Here is a 25585-nt window from a genome sequence, read left to right as displayed (position 1 = left end):
GGCCCGGCAAACTGCTAGCTTTTTTCGGCCGGCGGCCCTAGGCCCGCACTGCCCCGGAAGGGCGGCATGGTAGCCTCGCCGGCCGCCGCCACGCCCTGGCGCCCCAGCACCCGCCCGGCCGTGCGCCACAAAATGCGCAGATCGAGCTGCAGGCTTTGCTGGTCAACGTATTGATTATCAAATTCAAATTTTTCTTCCCACGAAATCGCGTTGCGCCCGTTTACTTGGGCCCAGCCCGTGAGGCCGGGGCGCACCAGGTGGCGCCGCGCCTGCCGGGCCGAGTACAGGGGCAGGTATTCGGGCAGCAGGGGCCTAGGGCCCACCAAGCTCATCTCGCCGCGAATAATGTTCCAGAGCTGCGGCAACTCGTCGAGGCTGGTGCTGCGCAGCCAGCGCCCCAGCGGCGGCAGGCGCTCGGCGTCGGGGCGCGGGCGGCCGGTGGCGGGGTCCAGGGCGGGGCGCATGGTTTGCAGCTTATAGAGGGTGAACGCGCGTCCGCCTAGCCCCGGCCGCTGCTGCCGAAACAGCCAGGAGCCGCCGTTTTGCCAGGCGGCCAGGGCGGCCCCTAGGGCCAGCAGCGGCAGCGTAGCCACCGCCAGCGGCAGGGCCACCGCCAGGTCGAGCAGGCGCTTACCGGGGTACATTTTAGTGACTAACTACTAGTGACTAGTGACGAATAGAAGAGGAGGAACAAGGCTACCGCGCGCAATTTACGCAGCTGCCCCCTGGGCGGGTAGGTGCCGAACAGTAGGGCAACTGCTTGCGCCGTCCCGTTCTTTGCCACTCATTTTGTCACTAGTCACTAGTAATTAGTCACTATCCCCTTGCTAGTTTTCCCCAACGCCAAGCTCAACCTGGGGCTCTACGTGACGGCCCGGCGGCCCGACGGCTACCACGACCTCGAAACCGCCTTCGTGCCCCTGCCCTGGACCGACGCCCTGGAGGTGCTGCCCGCGCCCAAGGGCCAGGCCGCCAGCAGCCTCACCCTGAGCGGCCGCCCCGTGCCCGGCGACCCCGCTACTAACCTGTGCCTCAAGGCCTATCAGTTGCTGCAGGCCGACTACCCCGCGCTGCCCGCCGCCCAGCTACACCTGCACAAGCTGGTGCCCATTGGCGCGGGCCTGGGGGGCGGCTCGGCTGATGCGGCGTTTGCGCTGCGGGCGGTGAACGAGGTATTTAGCCTGGGGCTGACCACCATGCAGCTCGAAGGCTATGCCCGCCGCCTGGGGGCCGACTGCGCGTTTTTCTTGCACAATACCCCTATGCTGGCCCACGGCCGCGGCGACGAGTTCTCGCCCCTGGCCCTTGAGGTGCGCGGCACGGCCTGCCTGGTGGTGTATCCGGGCCTGCACATCAGCACGGCGGCGGCGTTTGCGGGCATCGTGCCGCGCCCCCCGGCCCACCCGCTGCGCGAGGCCCTAGGGCAGCCAATGGCCGAATGGCCCGGCACCGTGCGCAATGATTTTGAAGATGCGCTGGCCCCGCGTTACCCGGTGCTGGCCGACATCAAGGCGCGCCTCTACGCGGCCGGGGCCACCTACGCCAGCTTGTCGGGCTCGGGCTCGGCCGTGTACGGGCTGTTTCCGGACCTAGGGGAAGCGCCGGCGCTGGCCTGGGAGCCAGAGTTTCTGGTGTGGCGCGGAACGCTGTAGCTGCGTGGCTTATGCTTGCCATAATAATTGAACGTCATGCTGAGTTCCGCGAAGCATCTCTACCGCGCCGTATGGTTCGGTAGAGATGCTTCGCGGAACTCAGCATGACGTTCTTTTTGCCCTTTACTTACATGTCTATTCAACGCTCCCGAAGCATCTTAGGGCTGCCGCTCGGCCTGGCGCTGCTGGTAGCCTGCACGCGCCCGGCGGTAGTTGGCGCGGCCGGCCCCGAGGCCCCCGGCTGCTGCCAGAGCCGCTACCCGGTCGCGGCCCTAGGCCCGTACAGCACCGCGCAGCTCGGCCAGGAGTACCGGCGGCTGAAGCGGGCGAAGTGCGCCGCGTGCAGCCGCTACGGCAGCGACCTGCAAAAGGTACTAAACGAGCTGGGCACCCGGCTCAATGGCCAGCCGCGCCAGGCCGTGTGGCGCGCCATGGGCAAGCCCGACGAAGCCAATGACAGCCTGCTCATCTACCACTGGCGCTACCGGCACGACTACCTGCGCTTCCGCCTAGCGCCTAATGGCACGGTGGCTAGCTCCTGGTACTACGCTTGGGAGTAGCGGGGGGCCCTAGGCTACACCAGCACCTCGGCGGCTTCTTTCTTGCGCGCGCGGCGCTGGTTCCACTGGTCGAGCAGCGGGTGGATGAGCACGCTGGCCAGGATGATGACCGTGCCCAAGTAGAAGCCGCTGCTCATGCGCTCCTGCCCGAAGCCCGGCGCCCGCAGCACAAATAGCATCTGGGCCAGCACAATGCCGTAGACGGGCTCCAGGTTGATGGTGAGGTTGACGACGAAGGCCGACAGGCGCTTCATCAGCTCGACCGACGAGGCGAAGGCGTACACGGTGCAGGCCCCCGCCAGCAGGCCCAGCCACAGCCAGTCGTAGCCGTGCCAGGCTAGGTGCAGGCGGCCATCGGGCACCAGGTAGCGCGTGTAGAAGGGCATAAATAGGCTGATGCTCAGGCAGGCGCCCACCATCTCGTAGAAGGTGAGGCGCACCGGCGCGTGGCGCTGCACCAGCCGCGAGTTGAGCACGCTAAACAGCGCCGATAGCCCCGCCGACGCCACCGCCACCAGCAGCCCGGTCAGCTGCGTCAATTCGGCCTGCGAAATCAAATACAGCCCCACCATGGCGGCCAGCCCCAGGCCCACCTCGTAGGGCCGCACCCGGCGCCAGAGCACCAGCGGCTCGAGCACCGAGGTCCAGAGCGCTAGCGTGGCCAGGCCCGCCAGGCACACGCTCACCGAGGAGAGGCGCGCGGCCAGGAAAAACGTAATCCAGTGCGCCGCTACCAGCGCGCCCACGCCCAGCAGCTTCAGGGCCTCCAGGGGGGCTAGGCGCCAGCCCAGGCGCCGCGCCGCTAGCAGCCCCGCCAGCCCCGCGCTGGCCAGCAGCGTGCGCCAAAACACCAGCTCGACGGGCGGCATGGGCTGCAGCAGCTTACCCAGAATGGCCGTGAAGCCCCAGAGCAACACAATGAAATGCAGGCGCAGGTAGTCTTTGAGCATAGTTTTTAATGTAGAAATATAAGGGATGTGAAGAATGTAAAAATGTCTATTGAGTGCTTTTGGCGGAATGACAGCTTAATTTTCACATTTCCCACATCCCTTATATTTCCACATTTATAAAATTTACTTCGGCACCACTCTATACAGGAAAAATCCGACCACCGAGAAGATGGCGCCCGGTGTCCAGGCGGCCACGATGGGGGGCACGGTGCCCACCGAGGCCAGGTTGCGCGAGAGCATAACGAAGATGATGAACACGAACGCCAGCACGAACCCGAGAGCAATTTGCCCGCCCACGCCGGTGCGGCTTTTGCGAGCGCTGAGCACCACCCCGATGATGGTGAGAATGATGGCGTCGAAGGGGTACGCGTAGCGCTCGTACCTTACGCTCAGGTACTTGGCGGTGTCGGCCGCGCCGCGCTCTATCTTCTCGCGTATCAGCTGGTTGAGCTGGGGCGAGGTCAGGGTTTCGGCCAGGCGGTAGGTGCTCCCAAAGTCTTTGGGGTAAAGGTTGAGGGTGGTGTCGCGGGGCGGAATGGTGAGCAGCGCTTCGCGGGTGCCGCCGCCGAAGGTGTGCACCGTTTGGGCCGAGAGGTGCCAGACGTGCTTCACCGAGTCCCAGCTCAGCACATCGGCCTTGAGGCGGCGGCGCAGGATGGTGGTGCTGTCGATGGTTTCGAGCACGAAGTTGTAGCCCGTGTTGCGCACGTTATCGTAGCTCTCGAGCGAGGCGTAGGTGCGGGGCCCGATTTTCATGTGCACGTTGCGCCCGTCGAAGTGAAAGGGCTCCTCCACGTACTTCCCCTCAAAGAGCACTATTTGCTTAGTGCCGATGGGGATAATCCAGCTAATAAGCCCAAACGTGAGCGCCCCGATGACGGCGGCGCCCATCACGTAGGGCAGCAGCAGCCGCTCGAAGCTCATGCCGCTGGACAGCATGGCCACCAGCTCGGTGCGCGAGGCCAGCTTGGCCGTGACGAACACCACCGCGATGAATATGGTAATGGGCGAGAGCAGGTTGGCGTAGTACGGAAACAGGTAGATGTAGTAGTGCGTGAAGGTGTACCAGAACGACAGGTTGGCGTGCAGAAAGTCGTCGTTTTTCTCGGTGTAGTCAATCACGCAAATCACCGACACCAGCATCAGCACCGTGAAGAAGAACGCGGTGAGAAACTTGCCAATGATGTATTTATCTAATAGTTTCATAAGTAATAAACCCGTCTGTCATTGCGAGCCTGCGAAGCAATCGCACCAGAACATCTCGCTTGGCCAATTCTCAACGCCGATACCATCTTAGTAGTCTGCTAGTAAATCCTTCCAAATCGGATTGAGTTCGCTTACCAGCGCCAGCTTTTTCGCCCGCGAGCCAGCTTTAAGCTGTTTCTCCCGCGCAATGGCATCCTGCACACTGGGCGACGTTTCAAAATAGACCAGTTTCGTGAGCTTGTATTGCTTGGTAAAACCCGCTTGTGCGCCGGCCTTGTGCTCCATCACGCGTCGCTCCAGGTTGTTGGTCACGCCTACGTAAAGCACCGTGTTGTATTGGTTGGTGAGGATATAGACGTAGTAGGTATGCATGACGGTAACAACTAATTGACCAGTTAATTATAAATCGCCTGTCATTGCGAGCGCCGCGAAGCAATCGCAACCCGGACGACCTGTTCTAGTGCGATTGCTTCGCGGCGCTCGCAATGACAGGCGATTATTGTTGTGTACTGATTTCGTTCTGGTGCGATTGCTTCGCTGTGCTCGCAATGACAGACGATTATGCTTACAACCGCCTGGAGACCTGCTCCACCATGCCCGGCTTCCAGGCGGCGAAGGTGCCGGCCAGGATGTGCCGCCGCGCCTCGCCCACCAGCCAGAGGTAGAAGGTGAGGTTGTGCATGGAGGCTATTTGCGAGGCCAGCAGCTCCTGGGCCTGGAAGAGGTGGCGCAGGTAGGCCTTGCTGTAAAACGTGCTCGCATAGTCCCCTAGGGTTTCGTCGATGGGCGAGAAGTCTGTGGCCCACTTCTTATTGGTGATGTTGATGATGCCCTGCGCGGTGAAGAGCATCCCGTTGCGGGCGTTGCGGGTGGGCAGCACGCAGTCGAACATATCGACCCCTAGGGCAATGTTTTCCAAGATGTTAGCCGGCGTGCCCACGCCCATCAGGTAGCGCGGCTTGTCCGGGGGCAGGATGTCGCACACCAGCTCGGCCATCTCGTACATCTGCGCGGCGGGCTCGCCCACGCTCAAGCCCCCGATGGCGTTGCCGGCGCGGCCCTGCTCGGCCACAAACTCGGCCGACTGACGGCGCAAATCGGCAAAGGTGCTGCCCTGCACTATCGGAAAAAGCGTCTGCTCGTAGCCGTAGAGCGGCTCGGTGCTGTCGAGGCGGGCCATGCAGCGCTTCAGCCAGCGGTGCGTCATGTCCAGCGAGCGGCGGGCGTAGTCGTACTCGCAGGGCCAGGGCGTGCACTCGTCGAAGGCCATGATGATGTCGGCCCCGATGCGGCGCTGAATATCCATCACGCCCTCGGGCGAAAACAGGTGCTTCGAGCCGTCGATGTGCGAGCGAAACGTGACGCCCTCCTCCTTAATCTTGCGGGTGGCCCCTAGGGAAAATACCTGGTAGCCCCCGCTGTCAGTCAGGATGGGCTGGTCCCAGCCATTGAACTTGTGCAGGCCACCGGCGGCTTGCAGCACGTCGAGGCCGGGGCGCAGGTAGAGGTGGTAAGTGTTGCCCAAGATGATTTGGGCGTGCACGTCCTGCTTCAGCTCGCGCTGGCCCACGGCCTTCACGGTGCCGGCCGTGCCCACGGGCATGAAGATGGGCGTTTCGATGGGGCCGTGGGCGGTGGTGAGGCGCCCGGCGCGGGCTTTGGTGCCCGCGTCGCGGGCTTGTAGTTCAAACGTCATAGCAAAAAGAGCCGCGGGCGGCCGACTTACAAAAGTACCGCCCAGCCGGGTCAGCCCCATTGGTTAAACCTGGTCGGCGGGTTGTCTGGCCGGCGCAGCCTGGCATTGGGCCAATCGGGCCGGTAGGGGTTTTCGGCGGGGCGTACCTTTGCGGCCTAGTTCGCCGTGCCGCCTTTACCCCCGCTTTCCTCGCTTCCGCCCGCGTTGCTGTTGCTGCCGCTGCTGCTGGTGCAGCTGTGGTTTTGGCTGCGCTACTTCCGGCCTTTCGTGCGGCGACCGGCCGAGGCGCCCGCACCCCTAGGGCCCGCTGCCGAGCCGGTGTCCATCATTTTGTGCGCCCACAACGAGCTGGACAACCTGCGCGAGCTGGTGCCGCTGCTGCTGCGCCAGGAGTATGCTGCCGGCTTCGAGCTGGTGCTCATCGACGACCGCAGCCGCGACGACACCTACCTGTTTGCCCAGCAGCTGGCGCAGTACTACCCCGGCCGCTTCCGGCTCGTGACGGTGACGCACACGCCGGCCGGCTTCGCCCCCAAGAAGTACGCGCTCACCCTGGGCATCAAGGCGGCGCGCTACCCGCAGCTGCTCTTCACCGATGCCGACTGCCGGCCCCTAGGCCCCCACTGGCTGGCCCAAATGCAGCAGGGCTTCGCGCAGCGCGGCGGGGCCGATATGGTGCTGGGCTTCTCGGATTTTGAGGAGCAGCCGGGCTTGCTCAATAAGCTCATCCGCTACGAAACGCTGGTTACCGCCAACCAGTACCTGAGCCTAGCCTGGGCCGGGCACCCCTACATGGGCGTGGGCCGCAACCTGGCCTACACCCGCGCCACCTTCCACCGCACCAAGGGCTTTGCCAGCCACATCCGGCGCCTGAGCGGCGACGACGACCTGCTGGTGCAGGACGCGGTAGCCCTAGGGGCCCGCGCGGCCGTGGTGGCCGACCCGGCGGCCCACACCCGCAGCCAGCCCGCCAGCACCTGGCGGGCCTGGTGGCGCCAGAAGCGGCGGCACCTCTCGGCCGGCACCCGCTACCGCCCCGCCGACCGCCTGCGCTTAGGGTTATTTATGGGCACCAACGTGCTTTTTTACGTGTTTACACCCGCACTGCTGGCTGTCAGTTTGACGCCTCAGAATGTCGTATCTTTGGCTCTACTCTGGCTGGCGCGAACATTGTTAGGTTGGGCTGTTTATGTACCGCTGGCGCGGCGGCTGAACCAGCATCTGCCCGCCGCCGCCCTGCCGCTGCTCGATTTTTTTTACCTTGTACTTTATTGCGCCTGGGGCACGTCCGTGCTCCTGAAGCGCCCGCTCCAATGGAAGTAAATTCTTCAGATATCCAAAAGCAGTTCTCCTCCAAGGCCCGCCACGACTTCAAGCTCATTCGGGCGGCCGTGGACCACGGCGACGAGAAGGCCTACGCCGAGCTGATGCAGATTTACAAGAAGCCGGTGTTTCACGTCGTGCTCAAGATGGTGCGCAACCCCGACGACGCCGAGGACCTCACCATCGAGGCCTTCGCCAAGGCGTTCAAGAACCTGCACAAGTTCAACCCCGAATTTGCGTTCAGCACCTGGCTTTTCCGCATTGCCACCAACAACTGCATCGACTTTATTCGCAAGAATAAAATCAAGACCATGAGTATCGACTCGGCGGTGAAGATGGGCGACGGCGACGAGATTCAACTCGAGTTCCGGGACAATGACCTGAACCCGGCCGACACCACCATCAAAAACCAGAAAATCGAGATAATGCGCCACGTGGTGTCGCTGCTGCCCGATAAGTACCAGCGCCTGGTAAGCCTGCGCTACTTCGACGAGCTGAGCTACGAGGAAATCGCGACCGAGCTAAAAGCGCCCCTCGGCACCGTGAAGGCCCAGCTGCACCGCGCCCGCGAGCTGCTCTTCGACATGGTAAAGGACAAGAAAGAGTTTATTTAATCAGCTGAAAGCGTGACGAGCAGAACGTCATGCTGAGCTTGCCAAAGCATCTCTACCACGCCGCCTGGGCTCGTCCAACGAAGCGGTAGAGATGCTTCGGCAAGCTCAGCATGACGTTCTGCTTTTTACTTCTTTTCGCCTTGCCCGCTCACGTTCCCCATGTCCCTACTAACTAAGTACTTTCCCCAGCTTACCCCGCAGCAGCAGCAGCAGTTCGCGCAGCTCGAAACCGAGTTCAGGGCCTGGAACGCGCAGATAAACCTGGTGGCCCGCACCGACACCGATAACCTGCTGGAGCGCCACATCCTGCACTCGCTGGGCATTGCCAAGGTGGTGCAATTTCCGAAGGGCAGCGCGGTACTCGACGTGGGCACCGGCGGCGGCTTGCCGGGCCTGCCGCTGGCCATTCTGTTTCCCGACGTGAAGTTTCACCTCGTGGACAGCATCGGCAAAAAGATTAAGGCCGTGCAGTTTATGGCCGCCGCCCTAGGCCTCTCTAACGTGACGGCTGCGCAAACCCGCGCCGAGCAGGTGCCCGAGAAGTTCGACTTCGTGGTGAGCCGCGCCGTGGCCCGCCTGGCCACCTTCCACCCCTGGATAATGCACCGCTACAAGGCTCACCCCGCGGCCGGCGCGGGCCTCTACTACCTGAAAGGCGGCGACCTAGGGGAGGAAATTGCCGAAAGCGGCCTGGTGGCCAAGGTGGTGGCGCTGAAAGACTTTTTCGAGGAGGAATTCTTCGACACCAAAAAGGTGGTGGTAGTACCGGCTTAGGCAGCGGGCACGGCCGCCGTGCCGCGGCTGAACAGCTTTTGCAGCTGGTTCATCAGCCGGTTGTGCACCAAATCCTCGCTGCCCGACTGCGTGTACACGCGGAAGGCCACGGTCATGGTCGCGCCGGGCTTGAGGGCGGTTACTACCGCCATGGGGGCGGGGTCGGGCAGCGCGTCGGGGTCGCGGGCTAGCAGGGGTAGGGTCTGCTGGCGCAGGGCGTCGAGGTCGGTGTTGGCGTCGAACTCCAGGGCGATTTCCACCAGCGTGCGCTTGGGGTGGGCCTTATTCACGATGACGTTGTTGGAAGTGGCCCCGTTGGGTAGAATCACCATGTCGCCGCTGGCCGTGAGCAGGATGGTATTGAAAATCTGGATGGCCTGCACCGTGCCCGTATTGCCCTGGCTGGCAATGACATCACCCACCGTGTAGGGCTTGAAGAGCAGGATGAGCACCCCACCCGCGAAGTTGGCCAGGGTGCCCTGCAGGGCCAAACCCACCGCCAGGCCCGCCGCCCCCAGAATGGCCACGAACGAGGTAGTCTGAAAGCCCACCATGCCCGCCACGCTAATGAGCAGCAGCACCTTGAGGGCAATGCTGAACAGGCTGGTCAGGAAAGAGCGCAGCGAAACGTCTACCTTTTCGACGGCCACCGACACCAGCCGGCTCAGCCAGCCAATGACGTACCAGCCGATAACCAAGATAACCAGCGCCAGCGCTATACGCGGCAGATACAGGGCTACCAGCCCCTTGAGGCGTTCCGTGTACGTATCAAATTGGGTGAGCGAGATGGGAGTAATAGGCGCGGGCATCGAAGCGGAAATAAAGTAGCGGAAAATGAAAGTAGCGGCTTATACGGTGGGCGGCCAACCCGGCCGGGCAGGCTGCTGGCCGGGGCTAGTGGTAGTAGGGCCGCGGCCCCCACGTAATATTCCAATACTGCAGCATGGCGGCCTGGTCGGTTGAGTTGGCGGGATTGGTGATGGGGTCCCAAGACAGCACATTGCAATCCTGCGCCAGGTGCACGGCGGGCAGCTCGGCGGGGGCCTGCCCTAGCGCCAGCAGGGCGGCGCGCTCGCAGTCATTGCCGTCGGCTACGCGCAGCTTGCGGTCGGCGTTGGCGTAGATGCAGGCAATGACGACCAGCCCCACCGCGTAGCTGGCGCGGGCGCGCCCGGCCAAGTGCCGCAGCAAGTACAGGGCCGACAAGCCGTAGAAGAACAGCAGCCCTAGGGTGATGGGCAGAATAGTATCGAACCGCAGGCTGTAGGCCCGGTAGGTGCGGTAGCCACCTAGCGGCAGCAGCAGAATGTAGACCAGCGCAAACCAGCCCAGCACGCGCAACACCTGCCGGATGCGCTGGCTTTCGGCGGTGGCCGGCACCTGGCGGCGCAGCAGGTAGCCGTTGCCCAGGCAGGCCAGCACCAGCAGCGGCACCCCCAGCTTGCCGGTGAGCTGCCGAAACACCCCGTAGGGCAGGCGCAGGTAGCGCCCGAAAACGTTGTGCTTGGGCAGCAGGCTCTCGCTGTTGTTGCGCCCGATGTAGAGCGAGTAGGCGCACAGCAGCCCGAACAGCAGCAGCAGCACCAGCGGCACCCAGGGCAGCTGCCGCAGGCGGGAAGCCCAGCCGGCGGGCGGCCCCGCGCTCCGCGCCCAGTGCATACCCCCGCCGAGCAGCAGCACCGCCACCACGCCCGGCACCAGCGGCCCGTTGAAGGCTAGCCATACCATCAGCCCCAGGCAACCTACTACGCCTAGCGGCCCCAGGTGCCACTGCGCGCCCTGCGCCCAGCGGTAGAAGGGCCGTGCCACCACCAGTAGCAGCAGCAGGGGCAGCGGGTAGAAAAAGGCGTAGGTGACCGCCCGAGGCACAATGGCCATTTCGCTGCTGTAGCCCTGCGCCTGAAAAAACGGCGCCAGTAGCGCCATGGCCAGCCACAGCCGCCAGTTGCCCAGCCCCCCCGCGCCCACTATATACACTGCCAGCACATACAGCAGCAGGGCCTGCAGGAGCGTGCAAAACAAGGCCTGGGCTGCGTACACACTGTCGATGGGGGCTAGCCCGGCCCGTTGCAGCCAGCCCGGCACCGCGCGCCAGTAGCCCACCATGCTGAGGTGGGCAAAAAATCGGTTGGGCGCGGCATACACCGAATCTTTGGTGAGCACCGCCAGGCCAAACGGGTCGTGCAGCACGGGCGCGTAGCTGACCGACGGGTGCACGATGGCAACGAGGTCGCCGTCGAGCACCATGCGGTTGTATTGCACGAAGGTGGCCGCCAAATCGAGCAGCACGAACAGGGCGCAGAAAAGTCCTAGCAAGCGGTATTTCATACGAGTAAGTAGGCGGCGCCGGGTCTACAGCAGCTCTACGCGCAGCATCTGGTCGCCCACTTCGAGGCGCTGCACCACGTCCTGGCCCGCCACCACCTGGGCGAAGATGGTGTAGCGCCCGTCGAGGTGCGGGGTGGGCAGGTGGGTGAAGAAGAACTGGCAGCTCTCGGTGTCCTTGCCGGCCGAGGCCAGGCCCACCGCCCCGGTGCCGTAGGTGAGGTAGGAGAACTCGGAACGTAACGTAGTAGGCAAGCCGCCCGAGCCGTCGCCCCTAGGGTCGCCACCCTGGGCCACGAAATCGGGCACCACCCGGTGGAAGTAGAGCCCGTTGTAGAAGCCGCGCCGCACCAGCCCGGCAATGGTGGCTACCGAGCCGGGCGCTTCCTCCACTTTCAGCACCATCGTGATGGCGCCCTTGCTGGTGGTAAGGCGCACGCGCTGGCCCACCGGCACCGTCTGCACCGCCGCCCAGTCGATGGGCTGGCGGGGCGTGGCCGGCACGGGCGTGGGCGTGGCGGCGTGGGTGAGCTTGTCGAGCGCCTGCTGCAAGGCCTGGTAGGGCTCCACGTCGCGGGGTAGCGTCAGCTTGGCCTGAGCGGCGCGCAGGGCGGCCAGGTCGTCGAGGCCGGGCGTGGGCACCAGCTTAGCATCGGCCAGGGCCTCGGCGGCGGTGCTGAGCTGGGTAACGTCGCCGCCCGCCAGCGCCCGGCGCAGCGCCGCCGTGAAGTCGGCCTGCCGGGCGGCCGGGAAGCTCTTGCTGCCCCGCATGGCTACCAAGGCCCCTAGGGCCGCCCCCGACACTACCAGCGGCGGCGTCAGCTGCTGCGCCTGCTGGGCCAGAAAGTCAAGCTGCGCGGGGTCCTCGCTCAGGGCCGTGAGCAGCGCGGCCTTTTCATATTGGTTGCGGCTGCGCTGGAAGCGGGCGCGGATGGTATCGGTCAGGGCTGGACGGATGCCAGGCGCACTTGCCACATCAAATCGTAGTACTCCTTGTAACAAGATTGCTCGTGCTCGCCAATTAGAAATACGAGTAAAATTTGGAACAGCTACCATATCATAGTAACCCCTTGAAGATGAATTGAAAGGCAGCTTTAGTAGCCATTCAGCAGCTGTTACAGCCTCCTGTGATACTTGGCTCTCTAGTGACTTTTTTATTTGCCTTAAAGCCATTTGATAGGCATCACCCGAAATATCAACCGGCAGCGCTCGCAGCGCCGCCACGCGCACCCGAAAATCAGCATCCGTAGTGGCGCTGAGCAGGGCGCCGAGCGTGCCGGGCTGGCGCAGGCGGCCCAGGGTGCTCACGCAGTTGGTGCGCACGAAGTAGTCGGGGTCGGTACCGATGGCTTGCTGCAGGGTGGGCCGTAGGGCGCGGAGCTGGGTGGTGTCGAGCTTGTCCCAGCTGATGCGGGCCAGGGCGGCCGAGGCACCGCGCCGGGCGGCTGCGGGCTGGCGCCGGGCTAGCAGCGACAGGGCTTGGCGCACCAGCTCGGGCGTGGTAAGGCTACGCAGGGCGGCGCGGTACAGGCCCCAGGCCCGGGCGGCGCTGCGGGCGGTGTCGGCGGAGGCGGCGCCTTGCCAAAGAAGCGGCACGGTGCGGCGGGTGGCGCAGCGCCCTAGGGCCTCGCCTAGCGCCAGGCGCTCCTGGTAGTCAGTGGCTTGCGGCAGGCACTGGGCCAGGGGCAGGGCGGCCACGCTGTCGCCGGTCTGGCCCAGGGCGAAGGCGGCGGCGCGGCGCACGGCCACGGCTTTGTCGGCCAGCAGGGGCAGCAGGGCGGGCACGGCGGCTTTGTCTTGCACCGAGCCGAAAGCCAGGGCGGCGGCGGCGCGATAGCCCACGTTCTTATCCTGCAAGAAGGGCAGCAGGGCGGCAGTGTTGCGCTCATCCTGGGCCGTGGCGATGCGGCGGCGCGTGGCGTCGGCGTAGGGGTGCGGCGCGGGGGCGGCCGCGGCTAGCAAGGGCAGCCCCGCCCACAGGCAGCGTAAAATTGGAAGGCGCATACAGCGGAGTAGAACGCAGGTTTAGCGCGCAAGTAACGAGTGCCCGACCTTTGTGCCATGCAAGCCGCATCCTCGCCCTACCCTACCGACCCGCGCCAGCTGCGCATCCAGGATTTTCACTACGACCTGCCCGCCGACCGCATCGCCCCCGAGCCCCTGCCCGACCGCGCCGCCAGCCGCCTGCTGGTGTACCGCAGCGGCATCATCCAAGACAAAACCTTCCGCGACCTGCCCGCTGAGCTGCCCCTAGGGTCGCTGCTGATATTCAACGACACGCGCGTGGTGCGGGCCCGGCTGCTGGCCCAGCGCCCCAGCGGCGGCCAGGTCGAGTTGTTTTGCCTCGAGCCGGTGGCGCCGCACCGCGCCCTGGAGCCGGCCTTGCAGCAAACCGGCTACGCTACCTGGCGCTGCCTGGTGGGCAACGGCCGCCGCTGGAAAAGCGGGCCGGTGCAGCTCGATTTCCAGGCGTTTGGCCAGCCGGCTACCCTCTGGGCCGAGCGCCAGGCTGTGGAGGGCGGTGGCGAAAGCCTGATTGACTTCCGCTGGGAGCCCAGCTCGCTGCCGTTTGCCGAGGTGCTGCGGGCGGCCGGCCACCTGCCCCTGCCGCCCTACCTGCACCGCCCCGACACCGCCCAGGACGCCGTGCGCTACCAAACCGTGTACGCCGCCCACGAGGGCGCCGTGGCCGCCCCCACCGCCGGCTTGCACTTTACCCCAGAGGTGCTGGCGGCCCTAGGGGCCCGCGGCCTGGCCACCGGCTACGTGACGCTGCACGTGGGCGCCGGCACCTTCCAGCCCGTGAAGGCCGACACCATGGCCGACCACCCCATGCACGCCGAGCCCATCATCGTGCAAGCCAGCTTGTTGCGCCAGCTGCTCGGGCACCAGGCCGGGCCGGTTATCGCGGTGGGCACCACCAGCCTGCGCACCCTCGAAAGCCTGTATTGGCTGGGCGCCGCCTTGGTGCGCGACCCCGCCGCCCCGCTCGAAGTAACCCAGTGGCAGCCCTACGCCGAGGTAGCCGAGGCAGTAACCCCCGCGGCGGCCCTAGGGGCCCTGCTGGCCTACCTGGAGCGCACCGGCTCGGCGGCGGTGGAGGCCAGCACCCGGCTGCTCATCGCGCCCGGCTACCGCTTTCGGCTGGTGCAGGGGCTGATTACCAATTTCCACCAGCCCGAAAGCACCTTGCTGCTGCTGGTGGCGGCCCTGCTGGGGCCGGGCTGGCAGCAGGTGTATGCGCACGCGCTGGCTGGCGGCTACCGCTTCCTGAGCTACGGCGACAGTTCGCTACTGCTGCCCGATAAACCAGCTGCGCCGGTCGATTTTGGCACGGGCTTTGACTAAAATCTGACGGGTATCGCTGTGAACCCCGCGCTGCCGGCCCGCGTAAAAGGCTTTGTAAATACTTTAATACTCTCTTTCAATCATGAAAAAAGCACTTCTGTTGCTCGCCGCTTGCGCTTTCACTACCGCGGCCTTTGCCCAGACTCCCTCTACCGAAGTTAAGGTCCGTGACAACGGCTCGAAAAAAATTACTACCGAGCACGCGAATGGCTCAACGACGGTAACCAAAACCGGCAAAACCAACGTGGGCGCCGCCCTCGACAATACGGCCGACGCAGCTGGCAACGTGGCTGACAAAGCTGGCCACAAAATTTCGAATGCCTTCCATAAAGGCAAGAAGAAAACCAAAAGCGCCTCCTATAAGGCTAGCAGCAAGCTCCGTCAGGACACTCGCAAAATGGAAGCGAAGTCAGAGTAATTCGGCTGCTCACTACTTACAAAAAAGCCCCGGCCTCGGCTGGGGCTTTTTTATGCGCCTGCCTATCCATTAGGCCTTAGCGAAGCGTAAGGCGCGAGGCATTTTTAAAACTACAACTGACTGATGGTGTGATAAGTAGGCTCACTAGCCAGAGGCTTCTCGCGCAGCTCAAACAGGGTTTTCTCCACTACGCCGTGCCCAAACAGGCTTATCCCCGCGTTGAATACGCCCAGGGCGGCCGTACCCGCAAGCACCCACTGGCCTGTGCTAGCCCCCCGGTTTTTAAGGGTCGTAGCCCAGCCCACCAGGCAAGCTCCCGCCCCTATTATCACGAGGCCAGTGGGGGCAAATACTAACCATTTGGTTTTGTGCGTCATACAGCAGCTAGAAGAATAAGAAGAGGGAAGAGTTGGCTACTCAACGTGTCAGGTAGGCGAAAGTTAGGTGCGCAAGGCCAAACCTTGGGGATGCACAGCCACATCACTAGCTGTAGTTACTTGCTCGTTTCAGAGCAATACCCCCAATGATTACCCCTACTTTAGGTAAAAATCCTATTGTTTTATAAGCTACCCCCTATCTTCGCGGAGGCTATTTCTATAATTTTACTTAAATTTTATGTCGCGTAGGCAACGATTAGCTCGCCCGTCTTTGCTGCTACTAGTGGTGCTGGCCCTGCTTGGGGCCTTTGTGCCGCAAGTGCACCCAGCGGCCGCAGCGGGCGCCCTCAACCCGGCTGATGTGGGCTGGATGCTGATGGCCTCGGCCTTGGTACTGCTCATGACGCCCGGCCTGGCATTCTTCTACGGCGGCATGGTCAACCGGGGCAGCATCATCTCCACCATGCTCCAAAGCTTCATCTCGCTAGGCGTGGTGTCGCTGCTGTGGTACGTGGTGGGGTTTTCGCTGGCTTTTGGCGACGATATCGGGGGCGTAATTGGCGACCCGCGCACGTTTTTCATGTTCAACAACGTAGGCACGGCCCCGCACCCGCGCCTGGGGGCCGGGCTGCCGCTGGTGCTGTTTGCGGCGTTTCAGCTCAAGTTTGCCATTATTACGCCGGCCCTCATCAGCGGCGGCTTCGCCGAGCGCATCCGGTTCTGGGGCTACCTCATCTTCATTTGCCTGTTTAGCCTACTCATCTACTGCCCGCTGGCCCACTGGGCCTGGCACCCCGACGGCTTTTTGGCTAAGTGGGGCGTGCTCGACTTTGCGGGCGGCACGGTAGTGCACATTTCGGCGGGCTTTGCGGCGCTGGCCGGGGCGCTGGCCATCGGGCGCCGCCGCGCCCACCTCGATGGGCACTCGCACGAGCCGGTCAATATTCCATTCGTTATTCTGGGCACCGGGCTGCTGTGGTTCGGCTGGTTTGGGTTTAATGCTGGCTCGGCCTTCGGGGCCAATGCCCAGGCCGTGCAGGCTTTTGTGACGACGCACCTGGCTTCGGCCGCCGCCATGCTCACCTGGATGCTGCTGGAGGCCTCGCGCGGGCAGCGCCCCTCGGCCATGGGCACGGCCGTAGGCGCCGTGGTGGGGCTGGTGGCCATCACGCCGGCAGCGGGCTACGTGAGCTACGGGCCGGCCATTGCTATCGGCATTTTGGCGTCGGGCGTGAGCTTCGCGGCGGTCATCCTCAAAAACAAAACCACCCTCGACGATACCCTCGACGTGTTTCCGTGCCACGGCGTGGGCGGCATCGTGGGGATGCTGGCCACCGCGCTCTTTGCCGAAAAGGGCGGCTTGTTTACCGGGGGCGGGCCAGCGCTGCTGGGCTACCACCTACTCACGCTGTTGGTGGTGGGCGCGTTCACGTTTGGTGGCTCGTGGCTGCTTTACCGAGCTACCAACGTCATCGTACCCATTCGGGTGAACGCGGAAAACGAGAACCGTGGCCTCGACACCAGCCAGCACGGCGAGGCCCTGCTAGCCGCCTAGCCCCCCACGTCGCCCAAAAACCGGCCTAGGCCCGGCCGAGCGCCGTACCTTGCCAGCGCCCGGCCGGGCACTGCAGAAGCTGCCAGGCGCGGCACGTTTTTTCATGACCCAGCTTTTTTTCTCCGACTACGACGCTCCCGAAGCCGCGTCGCCACTAGTTATTTTTGGGGCTGGGGGCCTGGGCCGCGAAGTGCTGGTGCTACTGCGCCAGTTCAACGAAGCCCAGCCCACCTGGACGCTGCGCGGCTTTTACGACGACCAGCCCCCCGCCACGGCTACCCTAGGGGGCCTGCCCTACCTGGGCACCGCGGCCGACCTCAACGCCACTACCGAGCCGCTGGCCGTGGCCGTGGCCGTGGGCAGCCCCACCGCCCGCGCGGCGGTCGTGGCCCGGCTTACTTCGCCCCAGCTTAGCTTCCCTACCCTGGTGCACCCTAGCGTAGCGCTGCAGCCCTACCAAAACGTGGTGGTGGGTGCGGGCACCATCATTCAGCAGGGGGTCATCCTGACGACCGACCTGCGCATCGGCCAGTTTGTGGTGCTGAACCTGGGCACCACCGTGGGGCACGACGCCGTAGTGGAGGACTTCTGCTCGCTCATGTGCCACGTCGATGTCAGCGGCCACGCGCACATCGAAACCGGCTGTTACCTAGGCACTAAAGCCACCATAATTCAGGGCCGGCGCCTGGGGGCGCACAGCACGCTGGGGGCCGGCGCCGTGGCCGTGCACGACTTGCCAGCGGGCTGCGTGGCGGCCGGGGTGCCCGCCAAAATTTTGCCTACCAAAAGCGCGGCTTGATTGCCGCTCGCCTGCCGCCCACGGCTGGTGCTAGCTGATTTCGCCGCGCGATACCAGCAGCGGGCCTCGCCCAAGCGCCGCCAGCCGCATCTTTGTGGCTTCTCGGCGCCGGGGGCCCTAGGGGTCCGGGGGCCCTAGGGGTCGGCCTTCGAGGGCTTTTTTTGCGCGGCCAGCCGGCCATTGCTGGGTTCGGCTACCTTCTTAGTATCCTGCATTTTTTATCGTGGACCGCATTTATTTATCGCCGCCGCACCTGGGCCGCCACGAGCTAAATTACCTGCACAAAGCCGTGGAGGACAATTGGGTGGCGCCAGCGGGCCCCAACCTGGCGGGCTTCGAGGCCGAGTTGGCCGCCGCCGTGGGCGTGCCCTACTGCGTGGCCCTCAGCTCGGGCACGGCGGCGCTGCACCTGGGGCTGCTGCTACTGGGCGTGGGCCCCGGCGACGAGGTACTGTGCCCGTCGCTCACGTTCGTAGCCTCGGCCAACCCCATCCTGTACTGCGGCGCCACGCCGGTATTCGTGGATAGCGAGCCCGCCACCTGGAACATCTGCCCCGAGCGCCTGCGCGAGGCTATTACCGACCGCCTGCGCCTGGGTAAGAAACCCAAGGCGCTGGTACTGGTGCACTTATACGGCATGCCGGCGCGCCTACCCGAAATTCTGGCCCTGGCCGCCGAGTTCGACATTCCGGTGCTGGAAGACGCGGCCGAGGCCCTAGGTTCTACCTGGCGGCTGCAGCCCCTGGGCGGCTTTGGGCGGATAGGGGTGTTTTCGTTCAACGGCAATAAGATACTGACCACCGGCGGCGGCGGTGCCCTGGTGACCTACGACCGGACCTTGGCCGAGCGGGCGCTATTTCTGGCTACCCAGGCCAAAGACCCCGCGCCGCACTACCAGCACTCGGTGCTGGGCTACAACTACCGGCTCAGCAACTTGCTGGCTGGCATTGGGCGGGGCCAGCTTGAGTTGCTAGACGACCGGGTGAAGCGCCGCCGCGAGATTTTCAGCTGGTACCAGGAGCACCTGGCTGCCCTGCCCGGCCTAGGGGTGGCCCCGGCCGCCGAGCTGCCCGGCAGCCGCGCCAACCGCTGGCTCACCACCGCCTTGCTCGACCCCGAAGCCACCGCCGCCACCCCCGAAAGCCTGCGCCAACACCTCGAAACGCACAACATCGAGAGCCGCCCGCTGTGGAAGCCGCTGCACTTGCAGCCGCTGTTTGCCGATGCGCCCATGTATGGCGGGACCGTGAGCGAAGACCTGTTTGCCCGCGGCCTGTGCCTGCCCAGCGGCACTGTCCTCACCGACGACGATTTGCGCCGCGTGCTGCGCGCCCTGCGCGAGGCTCTGTAGGCCCGGCCGCTGGGCAAGGGGCCTAGGGCAACAACTCAGCAAAGCGTCTTAGCTTTGGGCTTTTATACAACAAGTAGTTGTTTTACAGTTATTTATGTATATTACGCCGCCTTTGGTGCGGTAATTGCCAAGGTTGGGAGGCTAGCCATCAGGCAGCTTTTTGCCGTTAAAGCCCCAATTATCTCCTTTGCCGTGAACCGCTTCACCCTTTTTCTTACCCTAGGCCTGGCGCTGCCCTTGGCAGCCGCTGCCCAAACCAAACCCACCCAGCAGGTAACGGAAGTGACCGAGGAACTCGACCCCAAAACGGGGAAGGTAATCCGCCGCACCACCCGCACCACCACGGTACCCGCCGGCACGGTAGCCGCACCCAGCAGCACCAGTACTACCAGCACCACTGCCGACGTGCCCGTGGCCCCGGCCAGCGACGCGGTAATATCGGACTACTTCCGCGAGAAAACGGTGGTGTCTAAGCTCAGCGCCAGCGAGTTGCTGAGCGCCTACAGCCGCTTTATCGAGAAGGTGCGCGCCGACCGCCAGGGCTGGCAAACGGCTGACTGGGCGAATGCCGCCAATGTGCTCAGCAGCCTCAACGGCCGCTACAGCCAGCTGCGCGACAGCTTCTCGCTCGACGATAAAGTAACCATTCGGTCGCAGCAAGCCGAGTTCCAGGCCCTGCGCACCGCCCGCCAAATTTCCAAAGACGTGTCGGATAAGCTGTAGGTTTGTCGGCACTTAATTTACAGAACCAGTAGCCCCTAGGGCTTGCGTATCAGCCGTACGCAGGCCCTAGGGGCTACTAGCTTACTGCAGCGCCTGCTGCAAGTCGGCCAGCAGCTCGGCCGGCTCCTCGATGCCCACGCTCAGGCGCAGTACGCCGGGCGTGATGCCCAGCGCCTGCCTTTGCGCGAGCGTGAGGCCCCGGTGCGAGGTGGCGGCCGGGTACGAGCACGACGACTGCACGCCCGCCAGCGAAGGCGCCAGCGGGAAAAGCCTGGTTTTCTGAATGAAAGTATCCACTGCCGCGGCCGTATCGTCGGCCAGGCGCACACTCAGCATCCCGCCATATAGGCCGTTGAGCAGCTGCGCGGCCGCCAGTTCGTGGCCGGGGTGGCTGGGCAGGCCGGGATAAAATACCTGCGCCACGGCCGGGCTGGCTACCAAAAACTGCGCCACCGCCAGCGCGTTTTCGGAGTGCTGGCGCATGCGCAGCCGCAGCGTGCGCAGGCCGCGCACCGCCAGCCAGCTGTCGAGCGGGGCCAGCATGAGGCCCAGGTTGGTAGCCACCTGGCGCAGGCGCTTACCCAGGGCCGGGTCGCGGGCTACCACCACGCCGGCCGTCACGTCGGAATGGCCGGCCAGGTACTTGGTGGCCGAGTGCCACACCAGGTCGGCGCCCCAGTCGAGCGGCCGCGTAAGCATGGGCGACGTGAACGAGCTATCAATGAGCAGCAAAATACCTTCTCGTTGGCAGGCCTGCGCCAGCCTAGGCCCATCCAGCACCACTAGCAGCGGGTTGCTCAGCACTTCGGCCAGCACCAGCTTCGTATTGGGTCGTCGGTGCCGGGCTACGTCATACAGTTCGGCCAGCGGCACGTAGCTGGTTTCAATGCCCAGGCGGGCCAGCTCCTGCGAGAGCAGCACCACCGAGCCGCCGTACAGCTCGGCGGGACACAGCACGTGGTCGCCGGCCTGGCAGGTGGCCAGCACGGCGGCCAGCAGTCCAGCCAGGCCCGCGCCCGTGGCGACGCCCCCGCCGGTGGCGCCCTCCAGCTTCGCCACCTCGGCCACCAGCTCGTCGGAGTTGGGGTGTTCGGAGCGCGAGTAGCCGTACATGCCGCCGTGGTCGGGCGTGGTGTAGTAGGTTTCTAGTTCGGCCAGCGAAGCGAACTTGAAAACTGAGGTTTGGTAGATGGGGGTAACTTTCGGATGAATCGGAGTCAGGTCCATGGTCGGGTGGCGTGCGCGGGCAGCCTAGGGATGCAGTTGCAAAGAAAGGCATCCCTAGGCTGCCCGCGCGCCGTAAGGCTTACCTTATTGCGAGCGCAGCACCTGCTCGGCTTGTTCGCGCACTTCCTCGGCCTTGTCAGCCTGCTCTTCGGCCTGGCCCATCGCGGACGTGGGCAGCAGGTGGCGCAGCGCCAGGTTTTCGCGGGCAAATACGCGCATCAACACGATGAAGTACGAGAGCAGCAGAGGCCCGATTACCAGCCCCACGATGCCGAACAGCTCCACTCCCAGCACAATGCCCACCAGCGTCACCCAGGGGTGAATATCGCCCATGTACTTGGCCAGCCAGATGCGCAGCAGGTTGTCGGAGTTGATAATAATAACCGAGCCTACCACCAGAATGCCAATTCCCTGCCCAGGGTGGCCCTGCGAAAACTGGTAAACGGCCGCCGGTATCCACACGATGGGCGTGCCTAGCACCGGTAGCCAAGCCAGGAAAAACGCTACCACCGTCCAGAAACCAGGGCTGGGCACCCCAAAAATCCAGAGCGTGGCGCCCGTCAGCAGGCCCTGCACCAGGGCCACCAGGGCCTGGCCCAGCACGTTGGCGTTCACATTATTGCGCAGCGATTCGCCCAGTTCCTCCATTGTTTTTTCGCGGAAGGGCAAAAAGCGGTGCAAGCCCGCCAGAAAATCCTCTTCCTGCGTGAAGAGGTAGTACATGGTGAAGAGCATCAACCCCACGATTACCAGCACGTTGAGCACGCTGTTGGCCACGGTGGGTATCCACTGGCTGACGCGCGCCACCCCCTGCTGCAGCAGCTGCTTCACCTGGGCCTGCTGCGTCACCTGCAGGCCTACCTTGCGCTCCACCGCCTGCACGGCCTGCAAAATCTCATCCGGGTGCTGCGTCAGCTCGCGCACCCGGTCGATGAGCAGCGAGGTGAGCGCGAAGAACGGGATGATGAGCACCACCGTGGAAAACAGCAGCAGCAGTGCCGTCACAAACGTGCGGTTCCACTGGCGCTTGTGCACCAGGGCCGTAAACCAGGGCCGCAGCACCACGTACAGAATGCCGGCCCCGAGGAAAGCCGTCAGGTAGGCGAGTAGCCCAAACAGGGCCAGCAACCCCAACACTATCAGGGTGATAATGAGCAGCACGTAGCGCTGCTTAGGGGTGTAGATATTGGTTTCGGTTGAAGTAGACATGGGACCCAGGGCCTGTAGGCAGAGTGAACGTATGCCGTGAACGAAAATCAGCCGCTTACGGCTGCGCCTACGCCAAAACGCCCCCGCCGGCCGAAGCCAGCGGGGGCGCGCTCAAGCTTTACCAACTAGGAAGCCCTAGGCCGAAGCCGACTCGGCCAGTACCACTACGTTGTTGCGCAGCACTTCCACAATGCCACCGCTGATGTGGAAGGTACCCGCGCCGCTTCCGTTCAGCACCACGTCGCCGGCCTGCAGGGCCGAAATCAGCGGGGCGTGGTTGTTAAGCACTTCAAACGAGCCATCGGCACCCGGAAACCGCGCCGACGACACGTCGCCCTCAAATACTTTCCGGTCGGGGGTGATGATTTCGAGATGCATGTTTTTAAATGTGGAAATGTGATGATGTGAAAATGTGAAAATGAAGTTGATGGATTAGCTACCTGAGGAGCAATTTTCACATCAACCACCTTTTCACATTTTCCACATTCAAAAAACTACTTCGCTTCGGCAATCAGGCGCTCGCCTTTAGCAGCGGCATCCTCGATGGTGCCTACCAGGTTGAAGGCCGCCTCGGGCAGGTGGTCGTACTTGCCGTCGATGATTTCGTTGAAGCCGCGGATAGTATCCTTGATGTCAACGAGCACGCCTTTGAGGCCCGTGAACTGCTCGGCCACGAAGAACGGCTGCGACAGGAAGCGCTGCACGCGGCGAGCGCGGTTCACGGTCTGCTTGTCTTCTTCCGAGAGTTCGTCCATGCCTAGGATGGCGATGATGTCCTGCAGTTCCTTGTAGCGCTGCAGAATCTCCTTCACGCGTTGGGCGGTGTTGTAGTGCTCGGCGCCGAGCACGGTAGCGTCCAGAATGCGCGAGGTCGAGTCCAGCGGGTCCACGGCCGGGTAGATGCCCAACTCGGCAATCTTGCGGCTTAGTACCGTGGTGGCGTCCAAGTGGGCAAAGGTGTTGGCCGGGGCCGGGTCGGTCAAGTCGTCGGCCGGCACATATACGGCCTGCACCGAAGTAATCGAGCCGCGCTTGGTCGAGGTAATGCGCTCCTGCATGGCGCCCATTTCGGTGGCCAGTGTGGGCTGGTACCCTACGGCCGACGGCATACGCCCTAGGAGAGCCGATACCTCCGAGCCCGCCTGGGTGAAGCGGAAGATGTTGTCGATAAAGAACAGGATGTCGCGGCCGGCGCCGGTGCCGTCGCCATCGCGGAAGCTCTCGGCGATGGTGAGGCCCGACAAAGCCACGCGGGCGCGGGCTCCGGGGGGCTCGTTCATCTGGCCAAACACGAGGGTCGCCTGCGACTTCTCCATCTCGGCCATGTCCACCTTGCTCAGGTCCCAGCCACCCTCTTCCATCGAGTGCTTGAAGGCCTCGCCGTAGCGGATGATGTTGGCTTCAATGAATTCGCGCAGCAAATCGTTGCCCTCGCGGGTACGCTCGCCCACGCCAGCAAACACCGACAGGCCCGAGTAGGCCTTGGCCACATTGTTGATAAGCTCTTGAATCAGTACGGTTTTGCCCACGCCAGCACCACCGAACAAGCCAATTTTGCCGCCCTTCACGTAGGGGGCCAGCAGGTCGATTACCTTGATGCCGGTGAAGAATACCTCCGACGAAGTAGCCAGTTCCTCGAACTCGGGGGCGTTGCGGTGAATGGGCAGGCCGCCCGTGCTGGCCGGCTGCGGAATGCCATCAATGGCTTGGCCGATGACGTTGAAGAGGCGGCCCTTCACCCCGTCGCCGGTGGGCATGGTGATGGCGTGGCCCAGGTTGCGCACGTCGGCGCCGCGGGTCAAGCCTTCGGTCGAGTCCATGGCGATGGTGCGCACCCGGTCTTCGCCCAGGTGCTGCTGGGTTTCCAGCATCACCACCTGGCCGTTGTCTTTGGTTACCTCCAGCGCGTCATAAATATTAGGCAGGTCGCCCTCGCCCGCAAAGCTTACGTCCACCACGGGGCCGATAACCTGGGTGATTTTGCCCGAATTCGCCATTTGGTTTTGTTTTAGAGAATTAAAGTCCATTTTTCAGGGTGCAAAAGTACGCCGAAAACCGCTTTTTTCAAAGTCTGCAGCCTATCTCTCAGCGCCCGGCCCGCCCCGGTCAAACCCCCTGGTTTTCACCAAATACTTACCTTACTCCTGCCCTAGGGCCAACCGGATGACGAAACGGCAGCGGCACTTTTTTCAAAAAAAAGTTGCCGCACCCTTGCCTCGTATCGTTCCGTTAGTACCTTTGCAGCCCCGAACGGCAACCCGCCCAACGGGAACCTGTCCGATGGTGTAACTGGCAACACGCTTGATTTTGATTCAAGAAAGTCCAGGTTCGAGCCCTGGTCGGACAACAACGACACCGCTCGACAATTTCAGCAAAGGCGCTGGCTTCTCCCCTTCGGGAGCAGGCCGGCGCCTTTCGCTTTTTATTCCGGCCCCAACACCCCAAGGGCAACGGGTCGCGCGTTACTTCCCCCAGGGCTTGCCCCGCTCCCCCTCTCCGTATGGAACCTATTGTTAAAATCTTCGCCGGCAGTGCCTCGCAGATGCTTGGCCACCATATTGCCGAGTGTTTCGGCCAGCCCCTAGGGGCACTTTCTCTCCAGCGCTTCGCCGATTCAGAGCTGGGCCCCAGCTTTGACGAAAGCGTGCGCGGCTGCGAGGTATTTCTCATCCAAAGCACCTTCCCGCCCAGCGAGCACCTCATGGAGCTGATGCTGATGGTGGACGCCTGCAAGCGCGCCTCGGCCCATAAGGTGAACATCGTGATGCCCTACATGGGCTACGCCCGCCAAGACCGCAAGGACAAGCCTAGGGTGAGCATCGGGGCCAAGGTAGTAGCCAACATTATTCAGAGCGTGGGCACCGACCGCCTGATGACCTGCGACCTGCACGCCGGCCAGATTCAGGGCTTCTTCGACATTCCGGTGGACCACCTCGACGGGGCTACTGTGACGGCGCCCTACATCAAGAGCCTGAACCTGAAGAACCTCATCTTTGCCTCGCCCGACGTGGGCGGCGTGGTGCGCACCCGCGCGTTTGCCAAGAAATTTGGGGCAGAGATAGTGGTGTGCGATAAGATGCGCCTGCGCGCCAACGAGATTGCCTCGATGCAGGTGATTGGCGACGTGAAGGGCATGGACGTGGTGTTTGTGGACGATATGGTGGACACGGCCGGCACCATCTGCAAAGCCGCCGACCTGGTGATGGAGCGCGGGGCCAACTCGGTGCGCGCCGTCATTACGCACCCGCTGCTTTCGGGCCCCGCCCACGCCCGCATCCGCGCCTCGGCCCTCACCGAACTGATTACCACCGATACTATTCCGCAGCGCGAGGAGAACGATAAAATCCGCGTGATTTCCATTGCGCCACTCTTTGCCGCGGCTATCCGCAACGTGGTCACGCACGAGAGCATCAGCTCGTTGTTTGGCTAGCGGTTGCGATTTACAACCCTAGGGCGTACCTTTGCGGCCCGTTTTGGC

25 protein-coding genes and 1 tRNA gene are annotated in these 25585 nt (G+C 63.6%); 13 read left to right on the top strand and 13 right to left on the bottom strand.

Annotated elements, in window-relative coordinates:
• Positions 1-14: 14 nt before the first annotated feature.
• Positions 15-644: a sugar transferase gene (locus HHL22_RS14910; protein ID WP_169532137.1), complete on the bottom strand. Its 630-nt coding sequence runs from the start codon at positions 642-644 to the stop codon at positions 15-17.
• Between the two features lie 180 nt (positions 645-824).
• Here HHL22_RS14910 and ispE point away from each other — a divergent pair, with 180 nt between their 5' ends.
• Positions 825-1652: a 4-(cytidine 5'-diphospho)-2-C-methyl-D-erythritol kinase gene (ispE, locus tag HHL22_RS14905; protein ID WP_169532136.1), complete on the top strand. Its 828-nt coding sequence runs from the start codon at positions 825-827 to the stop codon at positions 1650-1652.
• A gap of 131 nt (positions 1653-1783) precedes the next feature.
• Entirely contained in the window at positions 1784-2212 is a 429-nt protein-coding gene (locus HHL22_RS14900) for a hypothetical protein (protein ID WP_169532135.1), read from the top strand.
• Between the two features lie 14 nt (positions 2213-2226).
• Here HHL22_RS14900 and HHL22_RS14895 read toward each other — a convergent pair whose 3' ends face one another.
• The 4 genes from HHL22_RS14895 to tgt form a co-directional block, all read right to left on the bottom strand.
• Positions 2227-3162, bottom strand: coding sequence for a DMT family transporter (locus tag HHL22_RS14895; protein ID WP_169532134.1), 936 nt, complete (start codon positions 3160-3162; stop codon positions 2227-2229).
• 123 nt (positions 3163-3285) lie between these two features.
• Positions 3286-4368 (bottom strand): LptF/LptG family permease, encoded by a 1083-nt coding sequence (locus HHL22_RS14890; RefSeq protein WP_169532133.1) that lies wholly within the window; start codon positions 4366-4368, stop codon positions 3286-3288.
• Between the two features lie 87 nt (positions 4369-4455).
• Positions 4456-4740 carry a GIY-YIG nuclease family protein gene (locus tag HHL22_RS14885; protein WP_169532132.1) on the bottom strand — a complete coding sequence of 95 codons (285 nt, stop codon included), beginning with the start codon at positions 4738-4740 and terminating at the stop codon, positions 4456-4458.
• Positions 4741-4933: 193 nt separating this feature from the next.
• Positions 4934-6064 carry a tRNA guanosine(34) transglycosylase Tgt gene (tgt, locus tag HHL22_RS14880; protein WP_169532131.1) on the bottom strand — a complete coding sequence of 377 codons (1131 nt, stop codon included), beginning with the start codon at positions 6062-6064 and terminating at the stop codon, positions 4934-4936.
• A gap of 165 nt (positions 6065-6229) precedes the next feature.
• Here tgt and HHL22_RS14875 point away from each other — a divergent pair, with 165 nt between their 5' ends.
• From HHL22_RS14875 to rsmG, 3 genes are all read left to right on the top strand, one after another.
• The gene (locus HHL22_RS14875) at positions 6230-7387 is read left to right on the top strand and encodes a glycosyltransferase (RefSeq protein WP_169532130.1); all 1158 of its coding nucleotides are present in this window, start codon (positions 6230-6232) and stop codon (positions 7385-7387) included.
• Entirely contained in the window at positions 7378-8001 is a 624-nt protein-coding gene (locus tag HHL22_RS14870) for an RNA polymerase sigma factor (protein ID WP_169532129.1), read from the top strand. Before HHL22_RS14875 ends, HHL22_RS14870 begins: the two co-directional genes overlap by 10 nt.
• Before the next feature lie 159 nt (positions 8002-8160).
• The gene (gene rsmG, locus HHL22_RS14865; protein ID WP_169532128.1) at positions 8161-8775 is read left to right on the top strand and encodes a 16S rRNA (guanine(527)-N(7))-methyltransferase RsmG; all 615 of its coding nucleotides are present in this window, start codon (positions 8161-8163) and stop codon (positions 8773-8775) included.
• Here rsmG and HHL22_RS14860 read toward each other — a convergent pair.
• The 3 genes from HHL22_RS14860 to HHL22_RS14850 form a co-directional block, all read right to left on the bottom strand.
• On the bottom strand, positions 8772-9584 hold the full coding sequence (locus tag HHL22_RS14860; RefSeq protein WP_169532127.1) for a mechanosensitive ion channel family protein: 813 nt from the start codon (positions 9582-9584) through the stop codon (positions 8772-8774). The two genes, rsmG and HHL22_RS14860, sit on opposite strands and share 4 nt — an antisense overlap.
• Before the next feature lie 85 nt (positions 9585-9669).
• Positions 9670-11103: a hypothetical protein gene (locus HHL22_RS14855; protein ID WP_169532126.1), complete on the bottom strand. Its 1434-nt coding sequence runs from the start codon at positions 11101-11103 to the stop codon at positions 9670-9672.
• 24 nt (positions 11104-11127) lie between these two features.
• The gene (locus HHL22_RS14850) at positions 11128-13104 is read right to left on the bottom strand and encodes a peptidylprolyl isomerase (RefSeq protein ID WP_169532125.1); all 1977 of its coding nucleotides are present in this window, start codon (positions 13102-13104) and stop codon (positions 11128-11130) included.
• Positions 13105-13161: 57 nt separating this feature from the next.
• On the opposite strand from HHL22_RS14850, the gene HHL22_RS14845 reads away from it, so the two are divergent.
• Together HHL22_RS14845 and HHL22_RS14840 are read left to right on the top strand one after the other, a co-directional pair.
• Complete coding sequence (locus HHL22_RS14845) at positions 13162-14448, top strand: S-adenosylmethionine:tRNA ribosyltransferase-isomerase (protein ID WP_169532124.1); 1287 nt, start codon at positions 13162-13164, stop codon at positions 14446-14448.
• Between the two features lie 82 nt (positions 14449-14530).
• Positions 14531-14866 (top strand): hypothetical protein, encoded by a 336-nt coding sequence (locus HHL22_RS14840; protein ID WP_169532123.1) that lies wholly within the window; start codon positions 14531-14533, stop codon positions 14864-14866.
• Between the two features lie 110 nt (positions 14867-14976).
• On the opposite strand, the gene HHL22_RS14835 is transcribed toward HHL22_RS14840, so the two are convergent.
• A complete protein-coding gene (locus tag HHL22_RS14835; RefSeq protein ID WP_195809291.1) occupies positions 14977-15243 on the bottom strand; it encodes a hypothetical protein in 267 nt (88 codons plus the stop codon).
• 238 nt (positions 15244-15481) lie between these two features.
• On the opposite strand from HHL22_RS14835, the gene HHL22_RS14830 reads away from it, so the two are divergent.
• The 4 genes from HHL22_RS14830 (at position 15482) to HHL22_RS14815 (ending at position 19671) form a co-directional block, all read left to right on the top strand.
• Positions 15482-16798 (top strand): ammonium transporter, encoded by a 1317-nt coding sequence (locus HHL22_RS14830; RefSeq protein ID WP_169532122.1) that lies wholly within the window; start codon positions 15482-15484, stop codon positions 16796-16798.
• A 103-nt stretch (positions 16799-16901) separates the two neighbouring features.
• Positions 16902-17597, top strand: coding sequence for an acetyltransferase (locus tag HHL22_RS14825; protein WP_169532121.1), 696 nt, complete (start codon positions 16902-16904; stop codon positions 17595-17597).
• Between the two features lie 223 nt (positions 17598-17820).
• Positions 17821-18948, top strand: coding sequence for a DegT/DnrJ/EryC1/StrS family aminotransferase (locus HHL22_RS14820; protein ID WP_317172670.1), 1128 nt, complete (start codon positions 17821-17823; stop codon positions 18946-18948).
• A 192-nt stretch (positions 18949-19140) separates the two neighbouring features.
• Positions 19141-19671: a hypothetical protein gene (locus tag HHL22_RS14815; RefSeq protein WP_169532120.1), complete on the top strand. Its 531-nt coding sequence runs from the start codon at positions 19141-19143 to the stop codon at positions 19669-19671.
• 81 nt (positions 19672-19752) lie between these two features.
• On the opposite strand, the gene HHL22_RS14810 is transcribed toward HHL22_RS14815, so the two are convergent.
• From HHL22_RS14810 to atpD, 4 genes are all read right to left on the bottom strand, one after another.
• Complete coding sequence (locus HHL22_RS14810) at positions 19753-20898, bottom strand: trans-sulfuration enzyme family protein (protein ID WP_169532119.1); 1146 nt, start codon at positions 20896-20898, stop codon at positions 19753-19755.
• Between the two features lie 84 nt (positions 20899-20982).
• A complete protein-coding gene (locus HHL22_RS14805) occupies positions 20983-22107 on the bottom strand; it encodes an AI-2E family transporter (RefSeq protein ID WP_169532118.1) in 1125 nt (374 codons plus the stop codon).
• 135 nt (positions 22108-22242) lie between these two features.
• Positions 22243-22485 carry an ATP synthase F1 subunit epsilon gene (gene atpC / locus HHL22_RS14800; protein WP_169532117.1) on the bottom strand — a complete coding sequence of 81 codons (243 nt, stop codon included), beginning with the start codon at positions 22483-22485 and terminating at the stop codon, positions 22243-22245.
• A gap of 116 nt (positions 22486-22601) precedes the next feature.
• Entirely contained in the window at positions 22602-24104 is a 1503-nt protein-coding gene (gene atpD, locus HHL22_RS14795; RefSeq protein WP_169532116.1) for a F0F1 ATP synthase subunit beta, read from the bottom strand.
• A gap of 277 nt (positions 24105-24381) precedes the next feature.
• On the opposite strand from atpD, the gene HHL22_RS14790 reads away from it, so the two are divergent.
• Together HHL22_RS14790 and HHL22_RS14785 are read left to right on the top strand one after the other, a co-directional pair.
• A tRNA-Gln gene (locus tag HHL22_RS14790) sits at positions 24382-24454 on the top strand.
• Positions 24455-24607: 153 nt separating this feature from the next.
• The gene (locus HHL22_RS14785) at positions 24608-25537 is read left to right on the top strand and encodes a ribose-phosphate pyrophosphokinase (RefSeq protein ID WP_169532115.1); all 930 of its coding nucleotides are present in this window, start codon (positions 24608-24610) and stop codon (positions 25535-25537) included.
• Positions 25538-25585: the final 48 nt, after the last annotated feature.

Source organism: Hymenobacter polaris (genome assembly GCF_012927305.1).
In the GTDB taxonomy this organism is placed as follows: domain Bacteria; phylum Bacteroidota; class Bacteroidia; order Cytophagales; family Hymenobacteraceae; genus Hymenobacter; species Hymenobacter polaris.
Note: the sequence above shows the minus strand (reverse complement) of the source record. Positions and strands in the feature narration are given on the sequence as shown.

Bases quoted from the DNA above. Each gene is read 5' to 3' on its own strand.
- HHL22_RS14860 (WP_169532127.1), bottom strand. From the start codon at position 9,584: ATGCCCGCGCCTATTACTCCCATCTCGCTCACCCAATTTGATACGTAC.
- HHL22_RS14850 (WP_169532125.1), bottom strand. From the start codon at position 13,104: ATGCGCCTTCCAATTTTACGCTGCCTGTGGGCGGGGCTGCCCTTGCTA.
- HHL22_RS14855 (WP_169532126.1), bottom strand. From the start codon at position 11,103: ATGAAATACCGCTTGCTAGGACTTTTCTGCGCCCTGTTCGTGCTGCTC.
- HHL22_RS14830 (WP_169532122.1), top strand. From the start codon at position 15,482: ATGTCGCGTAGGCAACGATTAGCTCGCCCGTCTTTGCTGCTACTAGTG.
- HHL22_RS14840 (WP_169532123.1), top strand. From the start codon at position 14,531: ATGAAAAAAGCACTTCTGTTGCTCGCCGCTTGCGCTTTCACTACCGCG.
- HHL22_RS14870 (WP_169532129.1), top strand. From the start codon at position 7,378: ATGGAAGTAAATTCTTCAGATATCCAAAAGCAGTTCTCCTCCAAGGCC.
- HHL22_RS14885 (WP_169532132.1), bottom strand. From the start codon at position 4,740: ATGCATACCTACTACGTCTATATCCTCACCAACCAATACAACACGGTG.
- atpC (WP_169532117.1), bottom strand. From the start codon at position 22,485: ATGCATCTCGAAATCATCACCCCCGACCGGAAAGTATTTGAGGGCGAC.
- rsmG (WP_169532128.1), top strand. From the start codon at position 8,161: ATGTCCCTACTAACTAAGTACTTTCCCCAGCTTACCCCGCAGCAGCAG.
- atpD (WP_169532116.1), bottom strand. From the start codon at position 24,104: ATGGCGAATTCGGGCAAAATCACCCAGGTTATCGGCCCCGTGGTGGAC.
- HHL22_RS14900 (WP_169532135.1), top strand. From the start codon at position 1,784: ATGTCTATTCAACGCTCCCGAAGCATCTTAGGGCTGCCGCTCGGCCTG.
- HHL22_RS14785 (WP_169532115.1), top strand. From the start codon at position 24,608: ATGGAACCTATTGTTAAAATCTTCGCCGGCAGTGCCTCGCAGATGCTT.
- HHL22_RS14825 (WP_169532121.1), top strand. From the start codon at position 16,902: ATGACCCAGCTTTTTTTCTCCGACTACGACGCTCCCGAAGCCGCGTCG.
- tgt (WP_169532131.1), bottom strand. From the start codon at position 6,064: ATGACGTTTGAACTACAAGCCCGCGACGCGGGCACCAAAGCCCGCGCC.
- HHL22_RS14895 (WP_169532134.1), bottom strand. From the start codon at position 3,162: ATGCTCAAAGACTACCTGCGCCTGCATTTCATTGTGTTGCTCTGGGGC.
- HHL22_RS14810 (WP_169532119.1), bottom strand. From the start codon at position 20,898: ATGGACCTGACTCCGATTCATCCGAAAGTTACCCCCATCTACCAAACC.
- HHL22_RS14890 (WP_169532133.1), bottom strand. From the start codon at position 4,368: ATGAAACTATTAGATAAATACATCATTGGCAAGTTTCTCACCGCGTTC.
- HHL22_RS14910 (WP_169532137.1), bottom strand. From the start codon at position 644: ATGTACCCCGGTAAGCGCCTGCTCGACCTGGCGGTGGCCCTGCCGCTG.
- HHL22_RS14805 (WP_169532118.1), bottom strand. From the start codon at position 22,107: ATGTCTACTTCAACCGAAACCAATATCTACACCCCTAAGCAGCGCTAC.
- HHL22_RS14845 (WP_169532124.1), top strand. From the start codon at position 13,162: ATGCAAGCCGCATCCTCGCCCTACCCTACCGACCCGCGCCAGCTGCGC.
- HHL22_RS14835 (WP_195809291.1), bottom strand. From the start codon at position 15,243: ATGACGCACAAAACCAAATGGTTAGTATTTGCCCCCACTGGCCTCGTG.